At 53.2% G+C, this 21831-nt stretch carries 20 protein-coding genes and 4 pseudogenes; 10 read left to right on the forward strand and 14 right to left on the reverse strand.

Going from position 1 to position 21831, the window contains the following annotated elements:
• The first annotated feature begins 26 nt into the window (after positions 1–26).
• The 4 genes from ACR3ES_RS04110 (at position 27) to ACR3ES_RS04125 (ending at position 2800) form a co-directional block, all read left to right on the forward strand.
• Positions 27–377 carry a hypothetical protein gene (locus ACR3ES_RS04110; RefSeq protein ID WP_480424860.1) on the forward strand — a complete coding sequence of 117 codons (351 nt, stop codon included), beginning with the start codon at positions 27–29 and terminating at the stop codon, positions 375–377.
• A 98-nt stretch (positions 378–475) separates the two neighbouring features.
• Positions 476–1879 carry a hypothetical protein gene (locus ACR3ES_RS04115; RefSeq protein WP_480493259.1) on the forward strand — a complete coding sequence of 468 codons (1404 nt, stop codon included), beginning with the start codon at positions 476–478 and terminating at the stop codon, positions 1877–1879.
• A 3-nt stretch (positions 1880–1882) separates the two neighbouring features.
• Positions 1883–2098 (forward strand): hypothetical protein, encoded by a 216-nt coding sequence (locus ACR3ES_RS04120; RefSeq protein ID WP_480424863.1) that lies wholly within the window; start codon positions 1883–1885, stop codon positions 2096–2098.
• Positions 2099–2443: 345 nt separating this feature from the next.
• Positions 2444–2800, forward strand: a complete 357-nt coding sequence (locus ACR3ES_RS04125; RefSeq protein ID WP_480424865.1) for a hypothetical protein — start codon at positions 2444–2446, stop codon at positions 2798–2800.
• Positions 2801–3450: 650 nt separating this feature from the next.
• Here the strand turns inward: ACR3ES_RS04125 and ACR3ES_RS04130 are convergent.
• The 3 genes from ACR3ES_RS04130 to ACR3ES_RS04140 all read right to left on the reverse strand — a co-directional run bounded on the left by ACR3ES_RS04130 (position 3451) and on the right by ACR3ES_RS04140 (position 4866).
• The gene (locus ACR3ES_RS04130; RefSeq protein ID WP_170437050.1) at positions 3451–3726 is read right to left on the reverse strand and encodes a helix-turn-helix domain-containing protein; all 276 of its coding nucleotides are present in this window, start codon (positions 3724–3726) and stop codon (positions 3451–3453) included.
• A complete protein-coding gene (locus ACR3ES_RS04135) occupies positions 3723–4061 on the reverse strand; it encodes a type II toxin-antitoxin system RelE/ParE family toxin (protein WP_170437052.1) in 339 nt (112 codons plus the stop codon). Before ACR3ES_RS04135 ends, ACR3ES_RS04130 begins: the two co-directional genes overlap by 4 nt.
• Before the next feature lie 640 nt (positions 4062–4701).
• The gene (locus ACR3ES_RS04140) at positions 4702–4866 is read right to left on the reverse strand and encodes a hypothetical protein (RefSeq protein WP_480493468.1); all 165 of its coding nucleotides are present in this window, start codon (positions 4864–4866) and stop codon (positions 4702–4704) included.
• A 339-nt stretch (positions 4867–5205) separates the two neighbouring features.
• Between ACR3ES_RS04140 and ACR3ES_RS04145 the strand changes: the two genes are divergently transcribed.
• Complete coding sequence (locus tag ACR3ES_RS04145; protein ID WP_170438329.1) at positions 5206–5499, forward strand: ProQ/FINO family protein; 294 nt, start codon at positions 5206–5208, stop codon at positions 5497–5499.
• A 169-nt stretch (positions 5500–5668) separates the two neighbouring features.
• On the opposite strand, the pseudogene ACR3ES_RS04150 reads toward ACR3ES_RS04145, so the two are convergent.
• Positions 5669–6058, reverse strand: a pseudogene (locus tag ACR3ES_RS04150) (IS6 family transposase); the annotation flags it as partial.
• A gap of 205 nt (positions 6059–6263) precedes the next feature.
• On the opposite strand from ACR3ES_RS04150, the gene ACR3ES_RS04155 reads away from it, so the two are divergent.
• A protein-coding gene (locus ACR3ES_RS04155) for an IS3 family transposase (protein WP_170438333.1) occupies positions 6264–7366 on the forward strand; the annotation gives its coding sequence in 2 pieces (ribosomal slippage) (positions 6264–6525 and positions 6525–7366; 1104 coding nt in all).
• Positions 7367–7792: 426 nt separating this feature from the next.
• Here the strand turns inward: ACR3ES_RS04155 and ACR3ES_RS04160 are convergent.
• Positions 7793–8353: a DUF2971 domain-containing protein gene (locus ACR3ES_RS04160; protein WP_480634690.1), complete on the reverse strand. Its 561-nt coding sequence runs from the start codon at positions 8351–8353 to the stop codon at positions 7793–7795.
• Positions 8354–9807: 1454 nt separating this feature from the next.
• On the opposite strand from ACR3ES_RS04160, the gene ACR3ES_RS04165 reads away from it, so the two are divergent.
• Positions 9808–10086 (forward strand): hypothetical protein, encoded by a 279-nt coding sequence (locus ACR3ES_RS04165; RefSeq protein ID WP_480634691.1) that lies wholly within the window; start codon positions 9808–9810, stop codon positions 10084–10086.
• Between the two features lie 23 nt (positions 10087–10109).
• Here ACR3ES_RS04165 and ACR3ES_RS04170 read toward each other — a convergent pair.
• Positions 10110–10592 (reverse strand): annotated as a pseudogene (locus tag ACR3ES_RS04170) (transposase); the annotation flags it as partial.
• Between the two features lie 38 nt (positions 10593–10630).
• Positions 10631–11758 (reverse strand): annotated as a pseudogene (locus tag ACR3ES_RS04175) (IS3 family transposase).
• Positions 11759–11823: 65 nt separating this feature from the next.
• On the opposite strand from ACR3ES_RS04175, the gene ACR3ES_RS04180 reads away from it, so the two are divergent.
• Both ACR3ES_RS04180 and ACR3ES_RS04185 read left to right on the forward strand, forming a co-directional pair.
• Positions 11824–12324 (forward strand): VOC family protein, encoded by a 501-nt coding sequence (locus ACR3ES_RS04180; protein ID WP_480424872.1) that lies wholly within the window; start codon positions 11824–11826, stop codon positions 12322–12324.
• A gap of 353 nt (positions 12325–12677) precedes the next feature.
• Positions 12678–13787 carry an IS110 family RNA-guided transposase gene (locus tag ACR3ES_RS04185; RefSeq protein WP_480424874.1) on the forward strand — a complete coding sequence of 370 codons (1110 nt, stop codon included), beginning with the start codon at positions 12678–12680 and terminating at the stop codon, positions 13785–13787.
• Between the two features lie 541 nt (positions 13788–14328).
• Here ACR3ES_RS04185 and ACR3ES_RS04190 read toward each other — a convergent pair.
• The 6 genes and pseudogenes from ACR3ES_RS04190 to ACR3ES_RS04215 form a co-directional block, all read right to left on the reverse strand.
• Positions 14329–15477 (reverse strand): MFS transporter, encoded by a 1149-nt coding sequence (locus tag ACR3ES_RS04190; RefSeq protein ID WP_170437648.1) that lies wholly within the window; start codon positions 15475–15477, stop codon positions 14329–14331.
• Positions 15478–15545: 68 nt separating this feature from the next.
• Positions 15546–16709, reverse strand: a complete 1164-nt coding sequence (locus ACR3ES_RS04195; protein WP_480493464.1) for an ATP-grasp domain-containing protein — start codon at positions 16707–16709, stop codon at positions 15546–15548.
• 45 nt (positions 16710–16754) lie between these two features.
• A pseudogene (locus tag ACR3ES_RS04200) lies at positions 16755–17871 on the reverse strand (IS3 family transposase).
• Positions 17816–18589 (reverse strand): NAD(P)H-binding protein, encoded by a 774-nt coding sequence (locus ACR3ES_RS04205; protein WP_480424877.1) that lies wholly within the window; start codon positions 18587–18589, stop codon positions 17816–17818. The pseudogene ACR3ES_RS04200 and the gene ACR3ES_RS04205 overlap by 56 nt, the downstream one beginning before the upstream one ends.
• On the reverse strand, positions 18582–19037 hold the full coding sequence (locus tag ACR3ES_RS04210) for a nuclear transport factor 2 family protein (RefSeq protein WP_170437525.1): 456 nt from the start codon (positions 19035–19037) through the stop codon (positions 18582–18584). The genes ACR3ES_RS04205 and ACR3ES_RS04210 overlap by 8 nt, the downstream gene beginning before the upstream one ends.
• A 69-nt stretch (positions 19038–19106) precedes the next feature.
• Positions 19107–19568, reverse strand: coding sequence for a DMT family transporter (locus tag ACR3ES_RS04215; RefSeq protein WP_170437527.1), 462 nt, complete (start codon positions 19566–19568; stop codon positions 19107–19109).
• Positions 19569–19743: 175 nt separating this feature from the next.
• On the opposite strand from ACR3ES_RS04215, the gene ACR3ES_RS04220 reads away from it, so the two are divergent.
• On the forward strand, positions 19744–20286 hold the full coding sequence (locus ACR3ES_RS04220; protein ID WP_170437529.1) for a TetR/AcrR family transcriptional regulator: 543 nt from the start codon (positions 19744–19746) through the stop codon (positions 20284–20286).
• 76 nt (positions 20287–20362) lie between these two features.
• On the opposite strand, the gene ACR3ES_RS04225 is transcribed toward ACR3ES_RS04220, so the two are convergent.
• Entirely contained in the window at positions 20363–21733 is a 1371-nt protein-coding gene (locus ACR3ES_RS04225) for an aminotransferase-like domain-containing protein (protein ID WP_170437531.1), read from the reverse strand.
• Between the last annotated feature and the right edge of the window lie 98 nt (positions 21734–21831).

Raw genomic sequence — 21831 nt, forward strand, 5'->3', positions numbered from 1 at the left:
CGTCTTGACAAACAACGTTTAAACCGATGTCTAAATTCAGAACAATGCCAAGAATATACCTGTTTTCTGTAGTTTTTATTGCCGCGGCTGTAGTCTGTTGGTTTGTCTTTGTTCAGATCTACAAACCAGATGAACAGGCTTATTTAGAAACAACAACATCCTACTACTTCAAACACATGTCTGAAGCTGGCCTCAGTGGGATTGCTGAATACGACGACTGTCGTCTGCAGCAAGGAGATCAGCGTGACAAGCAACAAGGTGCTTCAATGTTTGGACTATGCCAGACAGCAAGTGCCACAACAGATTATTTCTATATGATTGCGATGAGCCCAACGGCCTCATTTCTCTGTTCAGATCTTGAGGAGATACAAAAATGAGCGGAAGCGGCACTAGAAGTGACCCGTTTACCAGTTTGTCACGTGAACAAGCCGATGAACATTGGAGAAACGGAAACGGTGAAACTGTCTACGTCGATATGTCTTCTCATATGACGTCAGGGGGTGGAAACGTATTTTCACCGCGAGATTTTGCAACCCCGTTTGGCCAAGCGGTCGACGGTCTTCCCGCTGGCTCAACAGTTCGCTTCGAAACGAACCGAGCGATCAGGATAGAGACCGGTGCTGAGCGGGCAACTGCGACACACTCATACTACGGCAGTGATGGGCTGGCATCTGAAGAAGCATTCACTTGGGGTAATACTGCCGCTGGCTTTCGTGGAACCGTTACTACTTTGGAAAACGGGAATATTCTTGTAGAGGGTCAGATCAGGCCGTTTAACGAGCAATTCGACTATTCCCCTAACACATGGAATCCGGTGTTGGAAGCTGCTCGGTTGGCTGGAAGAATAATAGCCGGGCCGGGAACCCCTTATGAAATTGTGTTTGTAGGCGAGGACGGTTTGCTGATTTCCGGAGAGTATCAGCTGATCGAGTTTGGTGATTTTGGTACATATAATCTTGTGTCCGTAAAGGATCACTGCTTTGTTAAAGACACCCCTATCCAGATGTGGCCGACCGATCCTTCGATTAAGCCACGAGATGACGGCTCGTATGACGAAGAGTTGGTGCTTTCGAAAGTTTGGGAGAAGCCTATCAGCGAAATCCGTATCGGAGATCTGGTTGTCGCCTATGACGATAGAGGTCGACTGGCACCCAAAACCGTGACGCGGACTATGACTAACACAGCCAAGCATATTCTCGATTTCTGGGGCACGGGCGTCACGCCCGGTCACGCTTACTTCTGCGCGGATGGCAAGTTCAAAGGCCAGCATGTGCCTTTGCTGGATATTCTCCGCACCGATGGCACGATCATGAAAAGCGACGGCGCTCAGATCCGCGCCGCAACCGGATTTGAGGTTGGCTCGATCCAAGACCGTCTGGTTCATGCCGTGGTGGGCGACAAGCAACCCAATGGGCAAATTGCCATCCGGGAGCAAGGACAAGTCCGATTGGGGACGCGCGTCATTCTTGAGAACGGGGAGCAGCATTGCGTTCTGGATATTCTCAACGCAAACGGTGCTCAGATTACGGAAGACGGCTACATCCGTTCCGGAGTTGGAGGTGCAAAGGTGCCGTTGAGTTGGACGTTCTCGGAACAGCTTCCAAAGCCCGAAGACTACATCCTGAGGCGCTCGAAGGTAACGCTTGAAGAGATCTATGCCGCGGGCGAATGGGAGCAAATCGGCCCGAGACTGCCTGCCCCAGATGGCTCGAAGGCTTCTCCGCAACATCGCAAAGCCACGCCGGTCTGCTCCCAAAAGCCTTTGGCTGCGGCAGACGGGATGCGTCAGCCAACCCGTGCGCTCAACCGCAAACAGCGCAAGGCAATGGAAGCCAAGCAGCGCAAGGCTGCCAAAGCCGGAAAACGACTGGTGAGTTGATCCATGCACGGAGGCGACGGCACCAAATCTGGCGAGTTAATTGACGCCTTTGAAGTGACCCGTTTCCCCAAGGGAGATGGCTTTCAATGGACAAAGCGGCCTACGCATTATCCAGAGCAACGGCCGCTCACACTCTACGGTATCGAGGTGGTCGATGAAAATGGCGATCCAGCCCCTTTCATTGCGCATCCGATACCGTTCAAGAACACCCTGAACTGAAACTCACAGTTCCCTTGGGTGCCAGTAGAGACGGTTCTAATCGGGTATCACCAGGCGCAGAACCACGATGGCGAAAGTGCAGCGACGCGGTTGCCGCTTACTGGCGGAGTTAACCGGGCTGAGGCGAAAGCCATCATGCCTGATCTACGGTAGCTTCCGGCGCGCGCACGTTCTCACTTAACCGATCCCAGTCTCAACAATGTGAGCCCGTCTCATTTATTCTGAGCCCAATCGCAACTAATGTGATCCCAAATCAATTTACAGTCTCAAATAATCTGAGCCAGAAACCCCGATAATCTCGCGCCCAAGGGTTTATGATCTCAAGCCGCTACAGCTAGCGATAGCGTGGTTCTTAAGAGAAACCTTCGCCTCGGCTACTCCCGCTTCACTTTGAACCAACCGCTGAGAGGGGGCGACTACACCGCTGGGATATGGCAGGACAAGGTCAAAGCCGTTCATAAAGGTATGGACACAGTTTTGGTTGAAATGGACACACTAAACGGATTTACGGCTGAAGGAAACAGAGCCTACGGAGACCTCCAGATCGAGCTGTTAATCCCAAAACAAGATATCCTTTACCTCAGCAATCACGTTCCCGAAGCTGAAACCGGTGAATTTGTTGTTTTGAATAGGAGTGTTCGAGGGAAGACTTCGGTTCCTGTCAGCGGCATTAAAGCTCTGGTTGACGTTACCGACCCATAACTAACAGGCGGCGGTTGCCGTCTGATCATTCGTCGCTCCTTCCACTTTTTACACAAAGGCATCGAGATCCGCAGGTTCACGAACCCAAGTGTGTTTGGCCCGACTGGCTCGAACGTGTGAAATCGACCCCTATGTGTAGTGAATTGCACTTATCCGGCGCTCGGATTGCAAACATCCCAGTTGAATGCCTTGGAGGCTATCCGCCTAATACGTGATTCTGCCAGCGGCACATGTCGGCGCAGGGCGATGGCTTCTAAACTAGAGCAATTTAAAACGTGCGATCAATGATTTCAACCACTTGCCATGTCGCATCATGCGTTTGAAATAATTCAAAGGAAATCAAACACAGCAAACAAACAGGATTACCAACTTATTCAGGCACCCCAGGGAGGCGCATTCACTTGAAAAACAATCAAGCAATTCAAGTCTAGGCACCCGCCGATTGAGGATGGCCAAGCGGTCACACGGTTAAACAAACAGGAAAAACGGAAGCCATGTAGCAGATGTAGCAGGGGATGGCCGTCAAAACTGAGTTTTTCCGTTTAGCGGTTTTAGCGAGATTAGCAGCCCCCCGCCCCGCCGTTGGATTCTGGTTTTGTCTCGTGGGGGTAGAGTGTGCTTTTATCAATTTGATAAATGTCCACTTCAGTTCACGCTAGTGCTCGTGCAACCGCCTCGGGCTCTTTTTCGATAACTTTGAGGAGGACACCAGCGGGGCCACTTATGGAGCGCTCACCCTGCTCCCATTTGCGGTAACCGGACAAAGACATGCCCATAAGTGGGGCCATTTCCTTTTGCGTCAGCCGGACCTTTTTGCGGACAGCTTTCGGGTCGGCTGGCTCATGAACAATTGCAGGTCCCTCACCCGTTGCATGGGCAAGGGCTTCGTTCATTGCTTGAATCAGGTCGTCACCAAACTGTGTCATGCTTTGCTCCTTGCTTGTTTCTTGATGGCTTGGGCAAGTTGCGCCAGAGCCTTCTTTTCCTGAGATGTTAGGTCCGTCTTCATGTTCTTCGCGTACATGGCCAGTGCGTATATCGGGATAGTTGTATCTAGGTAGTAGTAAACTACCCGTGCACCACCTCGCTTACCGCGACCAGTAAGAGCTACTCTGACCTTTCTAATTCCACCCGTGCCGGGAATCACCTCCCCACACTCGGGTTCCGCAGCTAGTAAGTCTATGATTTCCCTCTTTTCATCCTCGCTAACAAGGGCATCCGCATGAGAGGTGAAGGTCGGCAATTCAACAACTGTTTGCATGTGTTTATATAACCCATTGGGTTACCCATTCAATAAGAAATGACAACAAATGGTAAGAAAGGGTAATGGTGCCAGCGCAAAGTTGGCCGACGATCCCTTTTCCAACTTAAAACCGGGGTCGCCGGTTTCGTCTATGAACACCAGCATTCAGGCTATCTCCGTTGGGGCCATTGCAGGGGTTTTCGCGGTCCTCCCCACGCTGCGTCGGCGTCTGCGCATGCATCCTCTACGCTGTCTAAGCCGTCATAAGGCAACGCGTCAGCGTATGCGTCGAGGTCGCGAATATCGTATAGCCTGTTAGCGCCGGAGACCTTTGTAGGAATGTCCAGAGTTCTAAGTTTCGAAGCAGATACACCAAGGTAATAGGCGGCTGCTTTAGCCTGCATCAGGCGAGGTGGAAACTGGAATGTCACTTGCTATTCCTTAATTAGGGGCTCTAGGGCGCGCCTCGCTTGGTTTCGGGAATCAGTTTGCGACTCCGCTATAGCGGGGGTAAACCGTCGAAGCTGAGAATCCGTTTAGCGGATTTAGCGGTTTTAGCAGGGGGTCGGGGCTGAAATCGAGTTTTTTGGTAAGCCTAATCCATTCGAAAGCAGTAGAATCCAGAACAAAAACAGGATCGGTATGCTTTGCCTATTCTTTACTTGTCGGGGTTGATCGCAACCGCTTCTATCCCGAAAAACCCATCCGGTCCCCCGGCGGCGTCCTCGTCGAGATGACCAGGCGACATGCAAGTGATACCCTGCGCCTCAACGCCAGCCTCATCGCGCTGCGTGTCAGGACATCGAGAGATCCGGAGGATCAATATAGTGAGCAGTAAAGACAAGGCACGCCTGCAGGTGATCGGAGATATCGTGGCACGCGCCACGACGCCGGCCGACACCCCCCAGGAGCCGAAAGATGTGCGGGGGTGTCCATCCCGATCACCCCAAGATCGCAAGGCCGAGCTGCAGGCCCGGCCGGAAATGCAATCGAAACCGGCTGTGCAGGGTGATGCGCCCCCTGCCCCACAGGATCAAACTTCCAGTGCGCCGCGGGATCGTAGTCACCTGACCCGCCTCAAGCCGTTCGAGCATGAGCGCTTGTTGAAAGTTTGGCGGAGGTTCTGGGGTTACCTGATGGCGCGATTGACCAGGTGCCGGTGGTGTTCCAGGATCTGCAGGTCCGGCCCATGAAGATCGGCATCTTCCATGATCTGGTTGAAAGGTTCGGGTTGCAAGATCGAGACGCGCAAAAGCAACTCCGCTTTGTTCTGCGCGTCTATCTAGCCCGCAAGCTTGCCTATCACCGCGCCTTGCTTCAGCACAAGCATCGCTATGACCTCGATGGCAATCCCGCCGGCGAAATCTCAAAGGACGAAAAGGATCATGCCCATGCCCAAGTCAAGCATATCTGGGAGAAAAGAAACAAGGCTAACCGCGTTTTAAAACTGAAATGAAACGAACAAGAAGCGTAAAACGGCGTTCCGCTGAGATCCGATGGCTGGCGAAGCGAGTAAAGACAGGGACAGTTTATCTGATGGTAAGCCGCGACAAACCGGATCTGTTCAAGATGGCTGTGTCGCAAACTCTGGCGTCGTTCAGAGCTATCGCATTGGCAGGCGGTTGTTATCCAGCGAGTTCTGCGAATTGACGGAATCCGCTTGTCGAAGCCCCAAGTTGGCCCTTTCGGATCATGTTGGCCGTCTCGATTCCTGCTAGTGTCGCTGCAGCTGAGATGAAGTTTTTGAAGCCAAGCATCGGTCTCATGAGCCGCTTGATGAACCGGTGATCCTGCTCGATAATGTTGTTTAAGTATTTTGATCTGACAGTGTCGATCTTAACCGGTAACTGTAACCGCTTGAAGATCTTGTTGACTTCTTTGATACCGGCCGCGTTGCTCCTGCTTTTGTCAATGGTGATCCGTTTCGGGATGCCATTGTTGTGCAATGCGTTGGCGAAGAACTTCTTTGCTGCTTTGGTATCTCGCTTCGCAGAAAGCATGAAATCAAGGGTTTTCCTGCTGCTTCAGGATCGCAATGATCTGCTCTTCATTAAACCGTGATCTCTTCATTCCGTTCGTCTCCTTAGTTGGGACGAACTCTACCTCAAATTGGAGGAGGAAACGGGTCTCAGGTCACGATGCTCTGCCCCCTGAAAACTGGATCGTTCGGAGCTGGAGTTTTCCGCTAAATTTCCCTGGCTGGGAGAGGAGCGGAATCGCATGAAAGCATCGAAGTTCACGGAGGCGCAGAAGGCCTTCATCCTGAAGCAGGGCGAGCAAGGCACACCGGTCGCGGAGATCTGCCGAAAGGCTGGGATCAGCCAGGCGACATACTTCAATTGGAAGAAGAAGTACGGCGGCTTGTTGCCTGACGAGATGCGCCGGCTGAAGGCGCTGGAGGACGAGAACACCCGGCTGAAGAAGATCGTGGCGGACCTGACGCTGGATCGGGAGATGCTTCAGGATGTCATTCGGCGAAAGCTCTGAAGCCTGGCCGTTTGCGCGAGATTGTCACCGGGATGTGCGTTGATTGGGGTGTGTCGATCCGGAAGGCTTGTGGGGCCATCTGCTTCGACACATCCACCTACCACTACAAGTCCCGGCGGACGGATCAGGCTGCCGTCGAACGGCGGATCAAAGAGATCGCAGAGACGCGTGTGCGCTATGGCTACAGGCGCGTCCACGTGCTTCTTAGACGGGAGGGTTGGGTGATCAACATGAAGAAGACACGCAGGATTTACAACGAGTTGGGCCTGCAGCTCAGGAACAAGCACCCCAAGCGCCGGGTGAAGGCAAAGCTCAGAGAAGACCGTCATGAAGCCGTCGGGCCTAACGATGTCTGGGCGATGGACTTCGTTCACGACCAGCTCGCCCTGGGTAGGAGGTTGCGCATCCTGACCGTCGTTGACACGCATTCCCGGCTCTGCCCTGCAGCCGATCCGCGCTTCACCTATCGGGGCGAAGATGTTGTGCAGACGCTCGAACGGGTCTGCGGGCAGATCGGCTACCCCAAGACGATCAGAGTCGATAACGGCAGCGAGTTCATCTCGCGGGACCTCGATCTCTGGGCCTACGCCAACGACGTTACCCTCGACTTCTCACGGCCTGGAAAGCCCACGGACAATGGCTTCATTGAGGCGTTTAACAGCAAGCTCCGGGCGGAATGCCTGAACGCGCACTGGTTCATGAGCCTTGCAGATGCCCGCGAAAAGCTGGAGGATTGGCGTCGGCACTACAATGAGGACAGACCCCACAGCGCAATCGGATACAACGTCCCGATTGCCATGCATTATCCCGATGGCGTCACCAGCCCGTCATCGTGATAGAGCCGGAAAAATCTAGCTTCTGGCGGTCCAAGGTTGGGGCTCAAGGCACAAGGCAAGTGGGCGCTGTCGCAGGGGGCGCAAATCCTACACGAGCCCCGCCAATTTCCAGAATACGGAACTCACTATGCCACCTATTGGCTCGACCCTCACGGCATTAAGCTTGAAGTTGTCTGCCACAGCAAAAGCGAAGACTAGTTTGACTACAACATCAAACTTGATCTCCGAAAGCGGCCATGGGTAAGCACGTGGTGAATGACGGTTTTGTCTGTTCTCTCGCCTTTCCAATCTGGGAAATCTAACGTCCGGTTTCTGCGGTCCACGACATGCTGCTCTAGCAAAATCACTCGTGCTAGCGGAGGTCCGGAAAGGGCTCGTTTCACCAATCGAAGCACCGGTTGGAGGACGACCGCACAGGTGCCCAAATCAACCGAAAACAGCTCGAACTGCAGGAAGAGAGCATTCCTCTCCTTGCTTGCATTCATCCCAGTTCCAAAATTTCTTATCTTTCTGACGCGTTACCTTGAAGCTTTTAAATGCAGGACGAGTTTGTAAGACCTTAACCTTGTGAGTGTAGCCCTTCAAGTCTTCCAACATGTTTGAAATGCCTTTGCCGCACCTGTACCCGACGAAAACGCGTTTGAGCAAAAAGGTACTGTGGTCATCCTTCTGAAATGGAAGGAAATGGTGACCATCATCAAAAATGACCGTTTCATTGTCTAACGGAACTAATATCCGGTGCTCTTTTTCATAATCCCAGTCTCGTGATTTTGTACTTAATAGCTTTTCGATGTTGTCTTCATTCACCTTGCTATCATAATTGTCTAACGTAATTCCCTGGAACAGTTTTTGCTTCCGATACTTTACTTTGGTCAAAGTATCGAGTGTAACTTCGAACTCTAGGCAGGCTCCTTCATGTTTGTCGGCATAGTGCGCCCACATTGCTGGCGAGCGCCAGGTTTCGCTCAGACAAATCAGGCCTGCCATCTTTCCGATTTGGTTGAGAGCATCTTTGTGAGGTGATCGGATTTTCGGGTCAGATATGTCATAGGGAGCCAATTCGAACGGATCGTTCAGAGTTCCGAATCTCCCGAAACGCGACAACTTTACTCTCTTCTTCTGGAGTAGATCGCGAAGGTGTTTTTGGCCAGTGTAGTAGTACAGTTTCACCATTGGGCTTCTAAATGGGCGCTCCATGAGCGGTGGGCTGTCGATGTTAAATTAGAACTTATTGTCTCGCACCTTAGGGCCTAATTAGTACGATTGCACGATAGCTTTTTCGCGCGTCACCACCCTCTACAAACCACGCAGGGAATGTCTGGTTTGCACCGTTCGCGACGCGCTGCACATGCAAACGCACTGAGCGCGATAAATGTCCGGTCAGGGCTCTGAGTGACGGAGGTTTTGCCCTGGAACTACCGTTTTTCGCGTGGCGGCACTGAACACTTAAAAAGTCCATGTACGCAGGAATCAACTGGACACCGTATTTAGGCCGCAAGGTCGCGGCCTTCAGTTCACCTGCGCAGTATACTCAACAGCTACCCGCTTTTTTGTCATCTAGAGGCATGCATGTTGATCTCGTTACCGGCTTACGACAGGTGGAAGAGCTCGACCGCCGTCCGGAAAATTCGCCCTTGTAGATGCAGAGGAAATCCTCGATCTCTGACGGCGTAAGGACACTGAATTCGACTGGCAGTTGGTCTTTCATGATCAAGGGTCCAGAAAAACCCAGGGCTGCAGCCCCTTCCCGTGTTCCCGCGTGGAGGTATACGACCTCGGGTTCTAAACGTAGAAACGCGCCAATGCGGAGCGACACGTCGTAGATCGTCAATTCACCGATACCTCTGACTGGACCAATGATGGAGCCGATGATGTTGTGAAGCTCGTCGAAACTCCTTGCTACCTCTATCGCGCCAATGTTGGCATGCAATCCCCGCGCTGCTTCATCCCGAGCGACACTACGGATACGACGCTGATGGGAATGTCTCTTGCCATTTGAATCCTGAAGACTAGCGGTAAGATCTATTGCTTCGACTAGGGTTGTCGGAGCCGCGAAGTAGGCCTGCTCGCTTTGAGTTCGATTCCGACAGTTCTTAATGTAATGTGACACACAGTCTGAAATCTTGCCCATTTTTCACTTTCTTCTTCGTGGACTTTGCCACTCAACGTATTCGAGCCAATTGCTGCAGGAATTCTAGACCGCCTTGCGAATGTAGTCTTCACCTTCAATGCCCAGTAGCAGCACAATTGGGGACGCAACTCAATCTTTAGCTCTATATTCGTTGGATGTCCGCAATCAGCGGATCGCGACATGCCACAGCTGCACACGTCGTGACCTTGACGGATGGCCGGTTTGGGCTCATCTATCAATTCAGGCTTGTAGCAGAGAATGTCCGCTGCGAGCCGATAGTGTTGAAAAACACCATTTTTGACGGAAGGTGTTGAAAAATCCAGCCGTTGAAAGCCGGTCGAAAATTTTAGCTAGGGGTCGGCCAAAGCACGGCATTGCCGTCGTGCCGCGCGCTCATGGCCTTCTCCGTCCAAACTGGGGTGACTTTTCAGGCGCGATGGAATTTGGCGAGAAAATGCATGATCGGAATTTTCGAGTTTTTCAACACTATCAGCCCGTTTATCAAAAATGCTGCACAGCGACCAAAGTCCGCTATGTTGGGATTCTGTTGAAAAACAACGTGTTGCAGTCGCAGAATGGGGTGACCTGAGCACGGCACGAGCGCCTTTCTGGTCAGGCGTTTCGCGTTTGCTGCGGTGCGGGAAAGATTTTCGCCAATTTGCGGAGGTTCTGGGCGGTGGCGGCGAGGAGGAATTCGTCATTTGCGCCGCACGGTCCACGTAATCGGAGCCGTCCAAGGCCTAGGATGCGCTTGAGGTGGGCGAAGAGCATCTCAACTTTCTTTCTGAGCTTCATCGCAATCTGGTACTCTTCAGTTTTGGCCAGATCTCTGGCGACCTGGCGCGCATCTTCGTGCTCTTCGCGGGTGATTTTGCGTGCATCAGCGTTGGGGCAGCATCTTTGTTTGGACGGACATACCTGGCAGACTTCTTTCAAGGCGCGATAGCGGGCTGTGCCCTTGCCCGACGGCCCCCGGTTTGGATCAGAGTAATTCCGGCGGAACTGTTTAAGCGCGTGACCCTCTGGGCAGATATATTGATCATGCTCAGCGTCCCATTCGAAGTCTGTGCGTGTCCAGGTGCCGTCGGGGCGTCCTGGACCTGTCGCGTTTTTGTGCCGCTCCAAGTGCTCGTTTAAACCACTTTCCGTTCGAAGGCGACGGGACTTTTCCAGCCCAGTGCTGAGTGTCGGCGGCGCGGATTGTAGAAGCCGTTGATGTATTCGAAGATGGCCGCTTCAGCCTGCCGTCGGGTTTGCCATGACCGCCGCCAGATCAGCTCAGCTTTGATCGTTTTGAAGAAGGTCTCGACGGCGGCGTTATCATAGCAATTGCCTTTGCCGCTCATCGACACTTTGAAGTCATGTTGGCGCAGGATCTTCTGATAATCGTGGGAACAGTATTGGCTGCCACGATCCGTGTGGTGGATGCAGTCCTTCGGTGGTGATCTGAAGGCGATAGCCATTCTCAGCGCCCTGATGGCCAGGTCTCGCTTCATCCGATTGCTAACAGCCCAGCCAATCACACGGCGGGAATGCAAGTCCAGAATGACGGCGAGATAAAGCCAGCCTTCACGGGTCCAGACATAGCTGATGTCACCAGCCCATGTCTTGTTCGGCTGATCCGCTGTGAAGTCCCGATCCAGTAGGTTGGGCGCGATATTGAACTTGTGATCGCTGTCTGTCGTGACCTTGTGCTTGCGTGTTCTCAACACGGATATGCCGTTCTGGCGCATCAGGCGACCAACGCGACGATGCCCCACAGCCAAACCAATTTCCTTCAACTCTTCAGTCATGCGCGGCCTGCCATAGCTGCCCAAACTGAGGCGTGACTGTTCTTTGATATGCGCCAGCGTGACCAGATCAGACCGCTGTCTGCGACTGGCAGGGCGGCTGCGGAAGGCACGCAGACCGCGTGCGCTGACACCGACGACATCGCATAACCGGTTGGCTGGAAAGTTGGCTCTGTGTTCTTCGATAAACCTAAATCTCATTGCTTTAGGCCCGCGAAGAACTGGGTGGCCTTTTTAGGATTTCCTCTCCTCCTTGAGGAGCCGGATCTCCCGTCGAAGTCGCTCATTCTCTTGAGCGAGGCTCAAATCCTCTTTGGAAACCACGTCTGTATCTCGGTGCGCTGTGATCCATTTGTTCAGCGTGGACATCCCGACACCTAGATCATCAGCCACCTGCTTGCGTGTTAGCCCACTGGTCAATGCGATACGCACCGCATCTTGCCGGAATTCGGCCGTCCGTTTCAGTCCCATAGTCAGTCTCCTTTGCTGCAGTAGATGCTATCAAAGGAGCGGCATCAAACCGTGACAGGTCCACATTGATTACATTAGGTGTTGCCGACCTCGAGCGATCGAAGATGTTCTACTCTGATCTTGGTTGGACCCCCGCTCCCCGTGGTGGCGACACGATCGTATTCTATCAGCTTCGAGGACTCGTCCTTGGGCTTTTTGGACATGACGCGCTAGCTGAAGACCAGAACAGACCCGCGAATGAACTTGGGACCGGAGCTATGACGCTCGCACTCAACATGGTTGACCGTGAGTGCGTCGATAAAGCCTATCAAAGCGCCCTGCATGCGGGCGCAACGTCATTAAAGGAACCACAAGAAGGGGTCGTCCCTCACCGGACGAGGTCAGCAGATGACGCCGAAAACGGCTGCTGCGCCACGCAAAGCGCGAGACTAAGCTGGGCGCTCCGCGACCGATCCAACACATGCATGCAGCGGTCCAATCGAACCGGACCAAAAATGACTGCGAAGAGAAGCTTGACCCGGATGAGAGACCCGATCCCAAAGGACGGAAACAAAACAATGAAATGAACTTGACCCAAACGCCCAATTAGAGAATCCGTCGTTCGAACGGGTGGAGCAAAAGTCTGCAATTGTGCGATTGGTGACGTGGTTCCACTCCCGATAACTGCCGGGCGCCGAAAGCGCTGACTTCTTTTCGAGTTCTGGCTGATAGTGCTCGCTGAAGAATGTAGTGTTGAACACCTTGTCCCAACACTTGAGTGCCGTTTCTCGATTACAATCGTCGTCGAACAATGGATCAAGGTAGGCGATCGCGACACGGCGGTTCTGGCCCGTGATAAGACCAGATGAGCGTTTTTCGACGTGCGTGGTGCCCGTGTTTTTCTCGACGAACAGAAGAACGTTCGAAGGAGGAAATGCAAATGAACAAAACGCTTTATGTTGGCCTGGACATTCACAAAGATACAATTGCAGTCGCTGTTGCCGAAGACAGTCGCAGCGGTGAGATCAGATTTCACGGGATCGTCGTCAATTCGGCTGATGCAGTGCTACGTCTTACGAAGAGGCTTTCCAAGAACGGACACACTCCGTCTTTTTGCTATGAGGCTGGGCCGTGCGGCTATGGCTTGCACCGACACCTCACAAAGCTCGGGTTTGAATGCGCAGTTGTTTCGCCGTCGATGATCCCTCGCAAGGCCGGTGATCGGGTCAAGACAGATCGGCGAGACGCCGAGATGTTGGCCAGGCTTTGGCGTGCAGGTGAATTGACACCCATTTGGACGCCAGACGAGGAGCAGGAGGCCATGCGCGACCTGATCCGTACCCGCAAGCAGGCGATGGACGCCGTGAAGGTGTCGAAACAGCAATTGCTTAGCTTTCTGCTGCGTCATGGGCTTCGATACGAGAGTGGGGGCTATTGGAGGCAACGCCATCGCCGATGGCTTGCGGAACTGCGACGGTTCCGGTTTTCGTATCAACAACTGGCTTTTGAAGAGCTGAAGCGCGCCATCAACCAAGCAGAGGCCCGCGTTGCGACCCTAGATCAGGCCATCGAAGATGCGATCCCCGGCTGGTCCTTCGCTCCGGTTGTAGATGCGTTGCGTGCACTGCGTGGTGTCAACACCACAATTGCCGCAACCGTGGTTGCCGAGATTGGCGACATCACCCGCTTCAAAAATCCACGTCAGTTGATGTCGTGGTTGGGTCTGGTGCCGAGCGAGCACTCTAGCGGATCCACAACACGCCGAGGGCGTCTAACCAAGGCTGGCAATGCATTGGCGCGAACGATGTTGATTGAGGCAGGTTGGTCGTACCGTCATCCGCCAAAAGAAGGTCATCCGTATCTGAAGCGGTCCGCGCATCTGCCGCAACAGATCAAGGATATCGGCTGGAAAGCGCAGACCCGCCTTTGCAAGCGGTATCGCGATCTCAGCCAAACCGGCAAACCGCAGCCACGGGTGTTGGCAGCAATTGCTCGGGAACTCGCCGGGTTCATCTGGGACATCGCTCGGAAAACACCTTTGGCCACCTGATCGAAATGCGCAGCCTGCCTGTGTAGTCCGCTGGAGATGGCGGTCATGTGATAGGGAAATCCTCGGTACACCCTTTGGGACAAACATCCGATCTTAGAGAGAGGTCACCCGTATCGAATTTGGTCAGGCGGTATCCAGCCCGCGGATGAGAGTATGATAACCACCGGTTCGGCCCACCGTCTCCAGCGCCTACACAGGCTACATATTTTGACCATCCCACGCCAGTGGGGTAGTCTCATCGTGTCGAGAATTCCAAAAACGCTCATGAGAAAGGGGGATTTCGCCCCCTACCCAAATCGACCCTAATAACCTCGACGACCTGCGCGTCTTGATCCCCGAGCCTGCGCCGACAACGGCCCATAAAATCCGCGATCACCTGACACCGCGTATGATGGAATTCATCCACAACAGCCCGTTCTGTCTGATCTCGACCGTCGACCGCGACGGCTTTCCTTCGGTATCGCTACGCGGTGACCAGCCGGCCGTCGCCAAGGTTTGGGGGGCGAAAATCTTAGACTTGCCATGGAAATTTTCAACCAATTTAGTTTTCGTTACGGCCTGCCACAAAAAAATAACCCACTGTCGCCAGCGTCGACAGAAGAAGCAGGCAAAACAATGACATCAAGATTCCAGAAAGTCCGGAAATGGCAAACATAAGTGCGAGAACGTACGGCCCTGTCAGCTTGAACACATTAATGATCGTCGAAGCAACACTCATTAGGTACGCTTTTTGCTGAGGCCTCGAACTCTCAGATACTAGGTACAGAACGAGAGGGAGGGTTAACTGTGAGGCGCCCGAGAGCGCAACGAACACCACGAAAAAGCCAAGTTTTGTTGGAGCAACTAGCACCCACAAGCACAATAAAGTTAAAGCCACCAATTGTGTAGTAACGGTCGTGCGTTGCAGTCCGCGTGATGCAATAAAACCCACCAAAAAAACTTCAATCGGAATTATTAGAAGATTGGCAGTTGCAACAATCAAGTTGAGCTCATCATTCTGAACTCCAAAGTCAGTGACAAACACAGGCCCCATAGTCGAGTTTATGCCTGCGTGCCCAAAAAAGATCGCCCCAGCAGTGAAGACAAAGACCGGCATGTTAAGTAAATTTGCACGAACCGAAACACGCATTTTTGATGCTCTAGCAACCGGTTCCCGACTACTGGCCACGCTTTGAGTGGGGACACTCAATGCCACCCATAGACCGATTGTGGCTAGTATTCCTAGCAGTCCTGAAACAACCAGAACCCGTGAGATTTCCACAGGGTCAGCTACTGAAAAATACCACATGGCAATTGGCGCCAATATCCATCCTGTTGTCGTCGCCGCTCCAAGATAACCCATATATTTGGCGCTCTCTTTTCCAAACAGGTCACTAACAGTCGCCATGATTACACCAGTACCAGCCGCATGGATGCCAACGAGGAACCTAGCCAGAAGTAGAACGGTTAACGAACCAGTGGCACCGTGTAAGAATACTGCCATCGAGCTCGCAAGAAATACTCCCGCGACTGTGCCTCTGCGGCCTAGGCGATCACCTATCAAGCCGATTATAGGCGCGGCCAAAACAGCCGCAACTACATTGGATCCGAGGATGAACACAATTAACTCAGGGTTGCCACCTAGATTCAAAGCGATAAAGGGTAAAGCCGAGAGCGAAACAGCGAAGCCGGACTGAACTATAAATTGCACAACCAATAGACAGCTGAACTGTGCTATTGGACTGTACCCTCCTCGGTCTGGTCGCATCGATCCTGAGATCACTCAGTAACCTTGAAGCATTGTGAAGAAAGCAACGCACCCATTCTTAAATACTCCTCAAACTTGGCTGGGCTTGCCTCTTCCATGTCGAAAAACTCGACAGCTCCATCCTTTTGGAACCCATCTATCAGCTCCGTTGAAACATCGCCGGAAGAGCGAAACAGTTTAAGATCTATAACTGAATTGGAAAGCACGTCTGGTGGAGTAAGTTCTTCAATCCTACCTGGAGGCGCATCCAAGAAGACTATGCCCGCACAACCATTAGACTTCAGTGGGTCGGGCAGTACACATGAATTCGACAGGTATCCGGCCACTTGCACTTTGAACAGGTTCTGCCTGAAGACACTCTGGAAAATATTCATAATGCCATTGCCAGCAGGCCGTGCATTCAACTCAATGATGTAAGGAGTTCCGTCTTCAGCTATTCGGATGTCGATATTTGAAAGTCCCCGATCAATACTAACTGCTGCAGCTGCGAGTTCGGCGACCCTGTGGACTGCATCAGTATTCGATGCCGTGCACGGCGCAATGTGACCCAACTCTGCAAAGTAAGGGGGCTGCGTCAGGGCGGTATCGACGCTTCCCAAAGCGCGGTGTTGACCATTCGCACTAGCGACCAACGTAACGACTTCCTTGTTGGAAGGGATGAACTCTTCGACGTGGAACAAATCACTTTGAAGGCCTGTTCGTTGGCCATGCTTAGCCGCTAAAGCAGCACAAGTCTCGAACACTGTTTCGAGAGACTTTGCATCGGGAGCGAACTTGACGCCCACGCTTGAATACAGATTCGACGGTTTTACAATAAGTGGAAACTTGAGTCGCTTCACGGCTTCTTGCAGGTCTTGTTTGCTAGACACTTTCATAAAACGCGGGACCGAGAGCCCTGCATTTTCAAAAGCAGCAAGCATCTTAACCTTGTTTCTGACTGTCTCAACTGAACTGCGGGCCAAGTATGGCAAGTTGTAGTGCTCTGCGATCAATAAACCGGGTGCAATGGTTGGTTCTCCCAACGGTACGACTGCACCAGGCCGTAAGCCGGTCTTATCTTCAAAAACCCGTACAGCTTCCAACGCCGTATCTCTGGCCCCATCTCCGGGTATTGCGATGTCAACATACTCGTTCGAGTTGAGTGGAGCCAAAGGCTGCAAAACAGCTAGTGGCATATCCGTCAAGCTAGCTGCAGCTGTAAGAGCTGTCCAGCCCCAATTCTATGGGCCAGTTTTGAGCAAGGTTTCTGGAACGGGCGGTCGCATGTTTAGAGCCTGATGGGGTCTGACACGATTGTACTGTCTAAGCCAGGTATTGATGACGATCTGAGCCTGTTTGGTGGTGTGGAACCATTCTGCGTTGAGGACTTCCCGGCGCAGAGTGCCATTGAAGCGCTCGTTGTATCCATTCTCCCAAGGTGATCCCGGGTAGATTTGGATCGGCTTAATGCCCACCTTTCTTAACCAGGTCTGCAGGGCCGTTGCGATGAACTCCGCGCCGTTGTCGGAACGGATGTGTTCGGGCTTCCCGTGCCGCAATAAGAGTGGGTAGAGCGCATCCAGCACGTCTGCGCTGTTCATCTTCGGCTTGACCGCTACGCAGAGCGCCTCACGGGTATACTCATCCAGCACCGTCAGCATCTTGTAGCTCTGTCCGTTGCTCAGCTTGTCGTGGACAAAGTCAATGCTCCAGATGTGATTGGGATGTTGCGGTCGGAGCCGGATGATCGAGCTGTCCTTGTGGTACAGCCGTTTGCGTTTCTTGTGCCGTTGTGGGAGCTGCAAGCCTTCTTCGCGCCATAGTCGTTCGATCTTTTATGATTGACTGCCCAGCCTTCGACACGCAGCAGCTCGGCGACCTTGCGGTAGCCGTAGCGCCCATACCGTTTGGCCAATCGGATCATCGCCAGACGTAACGCCTCATCATCCTTTGGCGCTGCGCGGTATTGCAGCGTGCTCCGCGCCAATCCAATCACGCGACAGGTGCGCCGTTCAGAGGTTGCCAGCTTTTGTCGGGTGTGGACCACGGCCTGACGAAGCTGGTCTGCCGTCAGGCCTTTGGCTTTAGATAATCAAGGCTCTCCTTGAGAATGAGTTTGTCCAGTTCAAGCTCAGCCACGATTTTCTTGAGCCGATCATTCTCTTTCTGCAGCGCCTTCAGATTGGCCATCTCAGATCGTCCCATCCCACCAAACCGCTTGCGCCATGTGTAATAGGTCGCATCACTGACACCAGCCGTTCTGCACGCCGTCGCGACATCCGAACCAGATGCCAGGCCCAGCTCAATCTCGCGCAAAAGCCGCAGAATATCTTCGTCCGAATACCGTTTCCGCGCCATCAATCCCGTCTCCAAAACTAAGCCAACTGTGGCACAGTTTTAGGGGGCCAAGACAACGCTCTGCCAGTTCATCGACGGTTAGGCGATGATGGGTGATCTTCCGCCCCAATTGATTGCTTAGTGTTTCGGCAACCACATCATAAGAAATCGCTTCCGGGCCAGTGAGAATATAGTCCGTGTTTTCGACTGAGGGAGCGACCAGCAGCGCCGTTGCACAAGCTGCTATATCGCCCGCATCGATAAAGCCAACGCGGCCGTCATCTGTCGCGGTGTAGATGGCGGACTCATCGCGAATGGGGTCTCGGTGATGAAGTTCTGAAAAGTTCTGCATGAACCAGGTTGGACGCAGAACGGCCCATTCTGGAGCGTTGGAGCGCAGCCAAGCGTGGACTGAGCCCATCATGGGCCCGCCTTCTTCCAAAGAAGAGGCGCTGAGTAGCACGAAGCGTTGGACGCCCGCAGCAAGTGCCGCTTCAAGACCGGGCTGCATTGCTCCCAGTGAATCCACGGTGTCTGTGGGTGCTACGAGGTAAACAGCCCTGACGCCTTCGAAAGCATCCGTGAACGTAGACGGATCGCTCCAGTCGAAGCGCACGTCGTTTTTGTTCTGAGGGCTGCGTGTTCCCACGCTGGGGGCCAGCCCTTTTGCCCGTAGCTGTTTGACGACGCGGCTTCCCGTTTTTCCGGTGCCGCCAGTGACAAGAATGGAACTAGTCATCAATAAAGTCTCCCAGCTTGGACTTAAGAACTTCGACGCCGCCGACTGCGTTCAGCAGAACCAGAGGGTTCCAGTAGTCACGATAGCGGGTGATACGTCCGTTTTGGACCTCGATAACCGAGATGTAATTCTGGTCGTAGCGCCCGGCCTCGCCTTTACCTTTGCATGAGAACTCCAAAACAAAGGTTTCACCGTCTTTGGCAAAATGGGTGACCGCCGGGCTCATGGATTCAAAGCTGATGAGGCCTCCGGCTTTTGGCAGATAGGCGGCCATCGTATCTCGGCCGCGGAGTTCTCGCACCGAACCTTCTGGCGCAAAGGGGAACTCGAACACGATGCCTTCGTCACACATGTCCAGGAAGTTCTCGCCTGCATCTGCGATGATTGCATCTCCAAGGGCACCGCGCAGCATCGCGCCAAAACTTGGTATCGTGTTCGTATCAGACATGATCTCTCCTAGCTTCGTGTTGATGGGTTTTGAGGGGGTCGAAAGGTGTGGTGTGAGTGATGGCTTGCGTCATGGTGCTTTTCCGAATTGCATGATGAGAACGCCGGAGATCGACAGCACAGCACCAGTGATGCGATAGAAGTCCGCTGATCGAGCAGCGTTTCCAAGTAGCCCGTTCTGGTCCAGGATGAGTGCCATCGTCATTTGTCCGGCGACGACTGCGGCAATAAAAGCGGCGGCCCCAAAGCGTGGGATCAGAACCATGGTCGCCATCACGTAAATGACACCGATCACACCTCCTACCCACGCCCAGGAAGGAGCTGCGTATAGTGATGATAAGCTTGGCAATGTCGGTCGAAGCCATGCGATGCCGGCCACCAGGCAAACGAATGAAATTCCAAACGACAACAGAGTTGCCCAGAGTGGGTGGCCGGCAGCACGGCTGAGCTCTGCGTTCATTCCGGCATGGATGGGTATCAAGGCCCCGCAAAGCAGAGGCGCAAACCACAGAAGTGCAATTTTCGGATCCATCTTCGCGTCCTTTCCAAAAGTGCCAAAAATGGGTTGCAGTATTTTGGAGTGTGCCCCAGAATACGTCGGAACGATACCGTTTCGTCCTACATAAGGGAGAATCGCGATGGAACGCAATAGTTCCGACGTAAAAAATTCTGATCGGCCGCGCCGGAAGCCGGCTGGGGCTGCCGTTTTGCAAGACACGGTGACGGAAGCAATCCAACGCGCGTTGTTCGAGGAATGGGCGGAAACGGGTTACTCGGCTCTACGAATGGAGCGGATTGCGGCTCGCGCAGGTGTCGGCAAGGCAGCGCTCTATCGACGGAGCAAATCCAAGTTTGAACTAGTGACCGAAGCGGTGAAATCAGCGGCCACGAGTATCACTCCAATTCCGGACACAGGATCTTTTGAGAAGGACGTTGCCAGGCTTATGCGCAGAATGGCTGCAACTCTGCGTCATCCGCTTGTGAGGCGGATCCTGCCGGACCTACATGCTGAGCACGCGCGTTCTGATGAATTGGCAGAATTGCTGGAGAGTGTTACGAGGGATCGCCGAGCCCAGGCAATGGTCATGTTGGACAGAGCTATTGAGCGTGGTGAACTGACAAAAGACACAGATCGGCAAATGATCCTGGATATGTTTATCGCACCGCTCTACTGGCACGTCATTGTTCAGCATCGACCTGTCAGATCAGCGGACATTCAACGATTTACCAATCTGGTACTAAGTGTATAAAAATAAGCAGTAACTATAAAGCACATTGAAAAACTTAGACAAAGGTCGTCTCGGTTTTTCGGCACAGCCTAACAGCCTAGGGAACCCAATCTTGGTGGGTGATCGCATAATTCAACGCTTCGAGATCTTCAGTCAGCTGGATGTATGAGATTGGCCCTCCCAGACATACCCTGACCGCTTCGTCGGGTGCGCCTGTTACCGTAAAGGCATTGCTCGGCATAACTCCGACTTGACGATTGGCCATGTGGCTCATCACGTCAGCTCGGCTCGACCCTTCGGGCAGTTTGAGCCAAATATTGAAGGCTTCGGTGCTGCCGACGAAGTCTTGGTCCTGCATAATCTTGGCCGCAAGGTTCTGTCTGCGGTTAGCCTCCTTGCGGACGAACTTTTGCACCGCCGCGGCTGTACCATCCTCGATCCATCGCGCCATCAAAGCTGTTGTGATTGGTGACGCCATGACATTCGACGCCTGCAAGGCCCGCGTGAAGTGGGTTTTCGACAGCCCAGACGGAACCACCGTTAGCGCAAGCCTCAAACCAGCGCCCAGACATTTCGAAAGACCCGCGATGTACCACCCCAATTCGGGGATCTGCTGTGATATAGGCGGTGGCGCATCCGACGACACAAAACGACAAGCGTCATCTTCAATCAAAGGCAAACCGTACTTATCCAAAACGGATGCGATCTGCTGACGTCTCTCCATCGGAATTGTAAGCGTCAGGGGATTTTGCAGCGTCGGGTTCAGATAAAGAGCAGAAGGTGCCTGCTCTTGAATAGCGGCATCCAGATCACCAGGAAGAATACCGCTGTCGTCTGATCTCACGCCGACAAGCTGAATACCGAGTTGGGCCGCGATGGCGCGAATACCGGGATAGGTCACGCGCTCACAGATCACGGTGTCTCCGGGCTTGGTGAGCAGCGTAAGGATCGACAGCAAACTGGCATGTGCGCCAGGCGTGATTGCCAATTGGTCTGCTGTAACGTCGATACCATTGATATTCATCCAGCGTGCTGCGGTCTCCCGGTCCTGCAGGCTCCCGATAATGGATTGGTAGCGAAGCAGAGGAACGAGGTTCGCAGCAACATGTGTGAGGCCTTGTTCCATCCGGGCCACCAGAGCCGGATCATCGGGCTCCGGGGGCATGTTCATGTTCGGGTCTTCTTCCAGCGCGCGACGTGGGTCTGCTTTTTCTGATGTTTCTTCATGCTTTCGGATAAACGACCCTCGCCCAACAAATGTATCGATGTACCCTCGCTTTGCGGCTTCAGAGTATCCGCGAGACACGGTTGTGAAATCCAAGCCAACAAGCTTGGCGACGCTGCGTTGAGGCGGAAGCCTGTCACCTGCATCAAGCACACCTGTTTCTACATCATGTCTGATCGCTTCCGCGATCTGGACATAGAGTGGTTTCCCGTCGTCGCGCAGATTCGGCGTCCATGACTTCAAGGTATAATTCCATTCAATATAGAAGATTGCGCCTGTCACCTTTATCCTTATTACAGGAGAATTTCAACGTATTGTCGCACCTATCGCCATATTGATTG

It is taken from the genome of Ruegeria sp. B1 (genome assembly GCF_056535885.1).

Excerpts from the sequence above, each read along its gene's own strand:
- ACR3ES_RS04135 (WP_170437052.1), bottom strand. The coding sequence starts at position 4,061 with ATGCAAACAGTTGTTGAATTGCCGACCTTCACCTCTCATGCGGATGCC.
- ACR3ES_RS04195 (WP_480493464.1), bottom strand. The coding sequence starts at position 16,709 with ATGCCACTAGCTGTTTTGCAGCCTTTGGCTCCACTCAACTCGAACGAG.
- ACR3ES_RS04210 (WP_170437525.1), bottom strand. The coding sequence starts at position 19,037 with ATGTCTGATACGAACACGATACCAAGTTTTGGCGCGATGCTGCGCGGT.
- ACR3ES_RS04110 (WP_480424860.1), top strand. The coding sequence starts at position 27 with ATGTCTAAATTCAGAACAATGCCAAGAATATACCTGTTTTCTGTAGTT.
- ACR3ES_RS04130 (WP_170437050.1), bottom strand. The coding sequence starts at position 3,726 with ATGACACAGTTTGGTGACGACCTGATTCAAGCAATGAACGAAGCCCTT.
- ACR3ES_RS04215 (WP_170437527.1), bottom strand. The coding sequence starts at position 19,568 with ATGGATCCGAAAATTGCACTTCTGTGGTTTGCGCCTCTGCTTTGCGGG.
- ACR3ES_RS04205 (WP_480424877.1), bottom strand. The coding sequence starts at position 18,589 with ATGACTAGTTCCATTCTTGTCACTGGCGGCACCGGAAAAACGGGAAGC.
- ACR3ES_RS04160 (WP_480634690.1), bottom strand. The coding sequence starts at position 8,353 with ATGGCAGGCCTGATTTGTCTGAGCGAAACCTGGCGCTCGCCAGCAATG.
- ACR3ES_RS04185 (WP_480424874.1), top strand. The coding sequence starts at position 12,678 with ATGAACAAAACGCTTTATGTTGGCCTGGACATTCACAAAGATACAATT.
- ACR3ES_RS04120 (WP_480424863.1), top strand. The coding sequence starts at position 1,883 with ATGCACGGAGGCGACGGCACCAAATCTGGCGAGTTAATTGACGCCTTT.
- ACR3ES_RS04115 (WP_480493259.1), top strand. The coding sequence starts at position 476 with ATGTCTTCTCATATGACGTCAGGGGGTGGAAACGTATTTTCACCGCGA.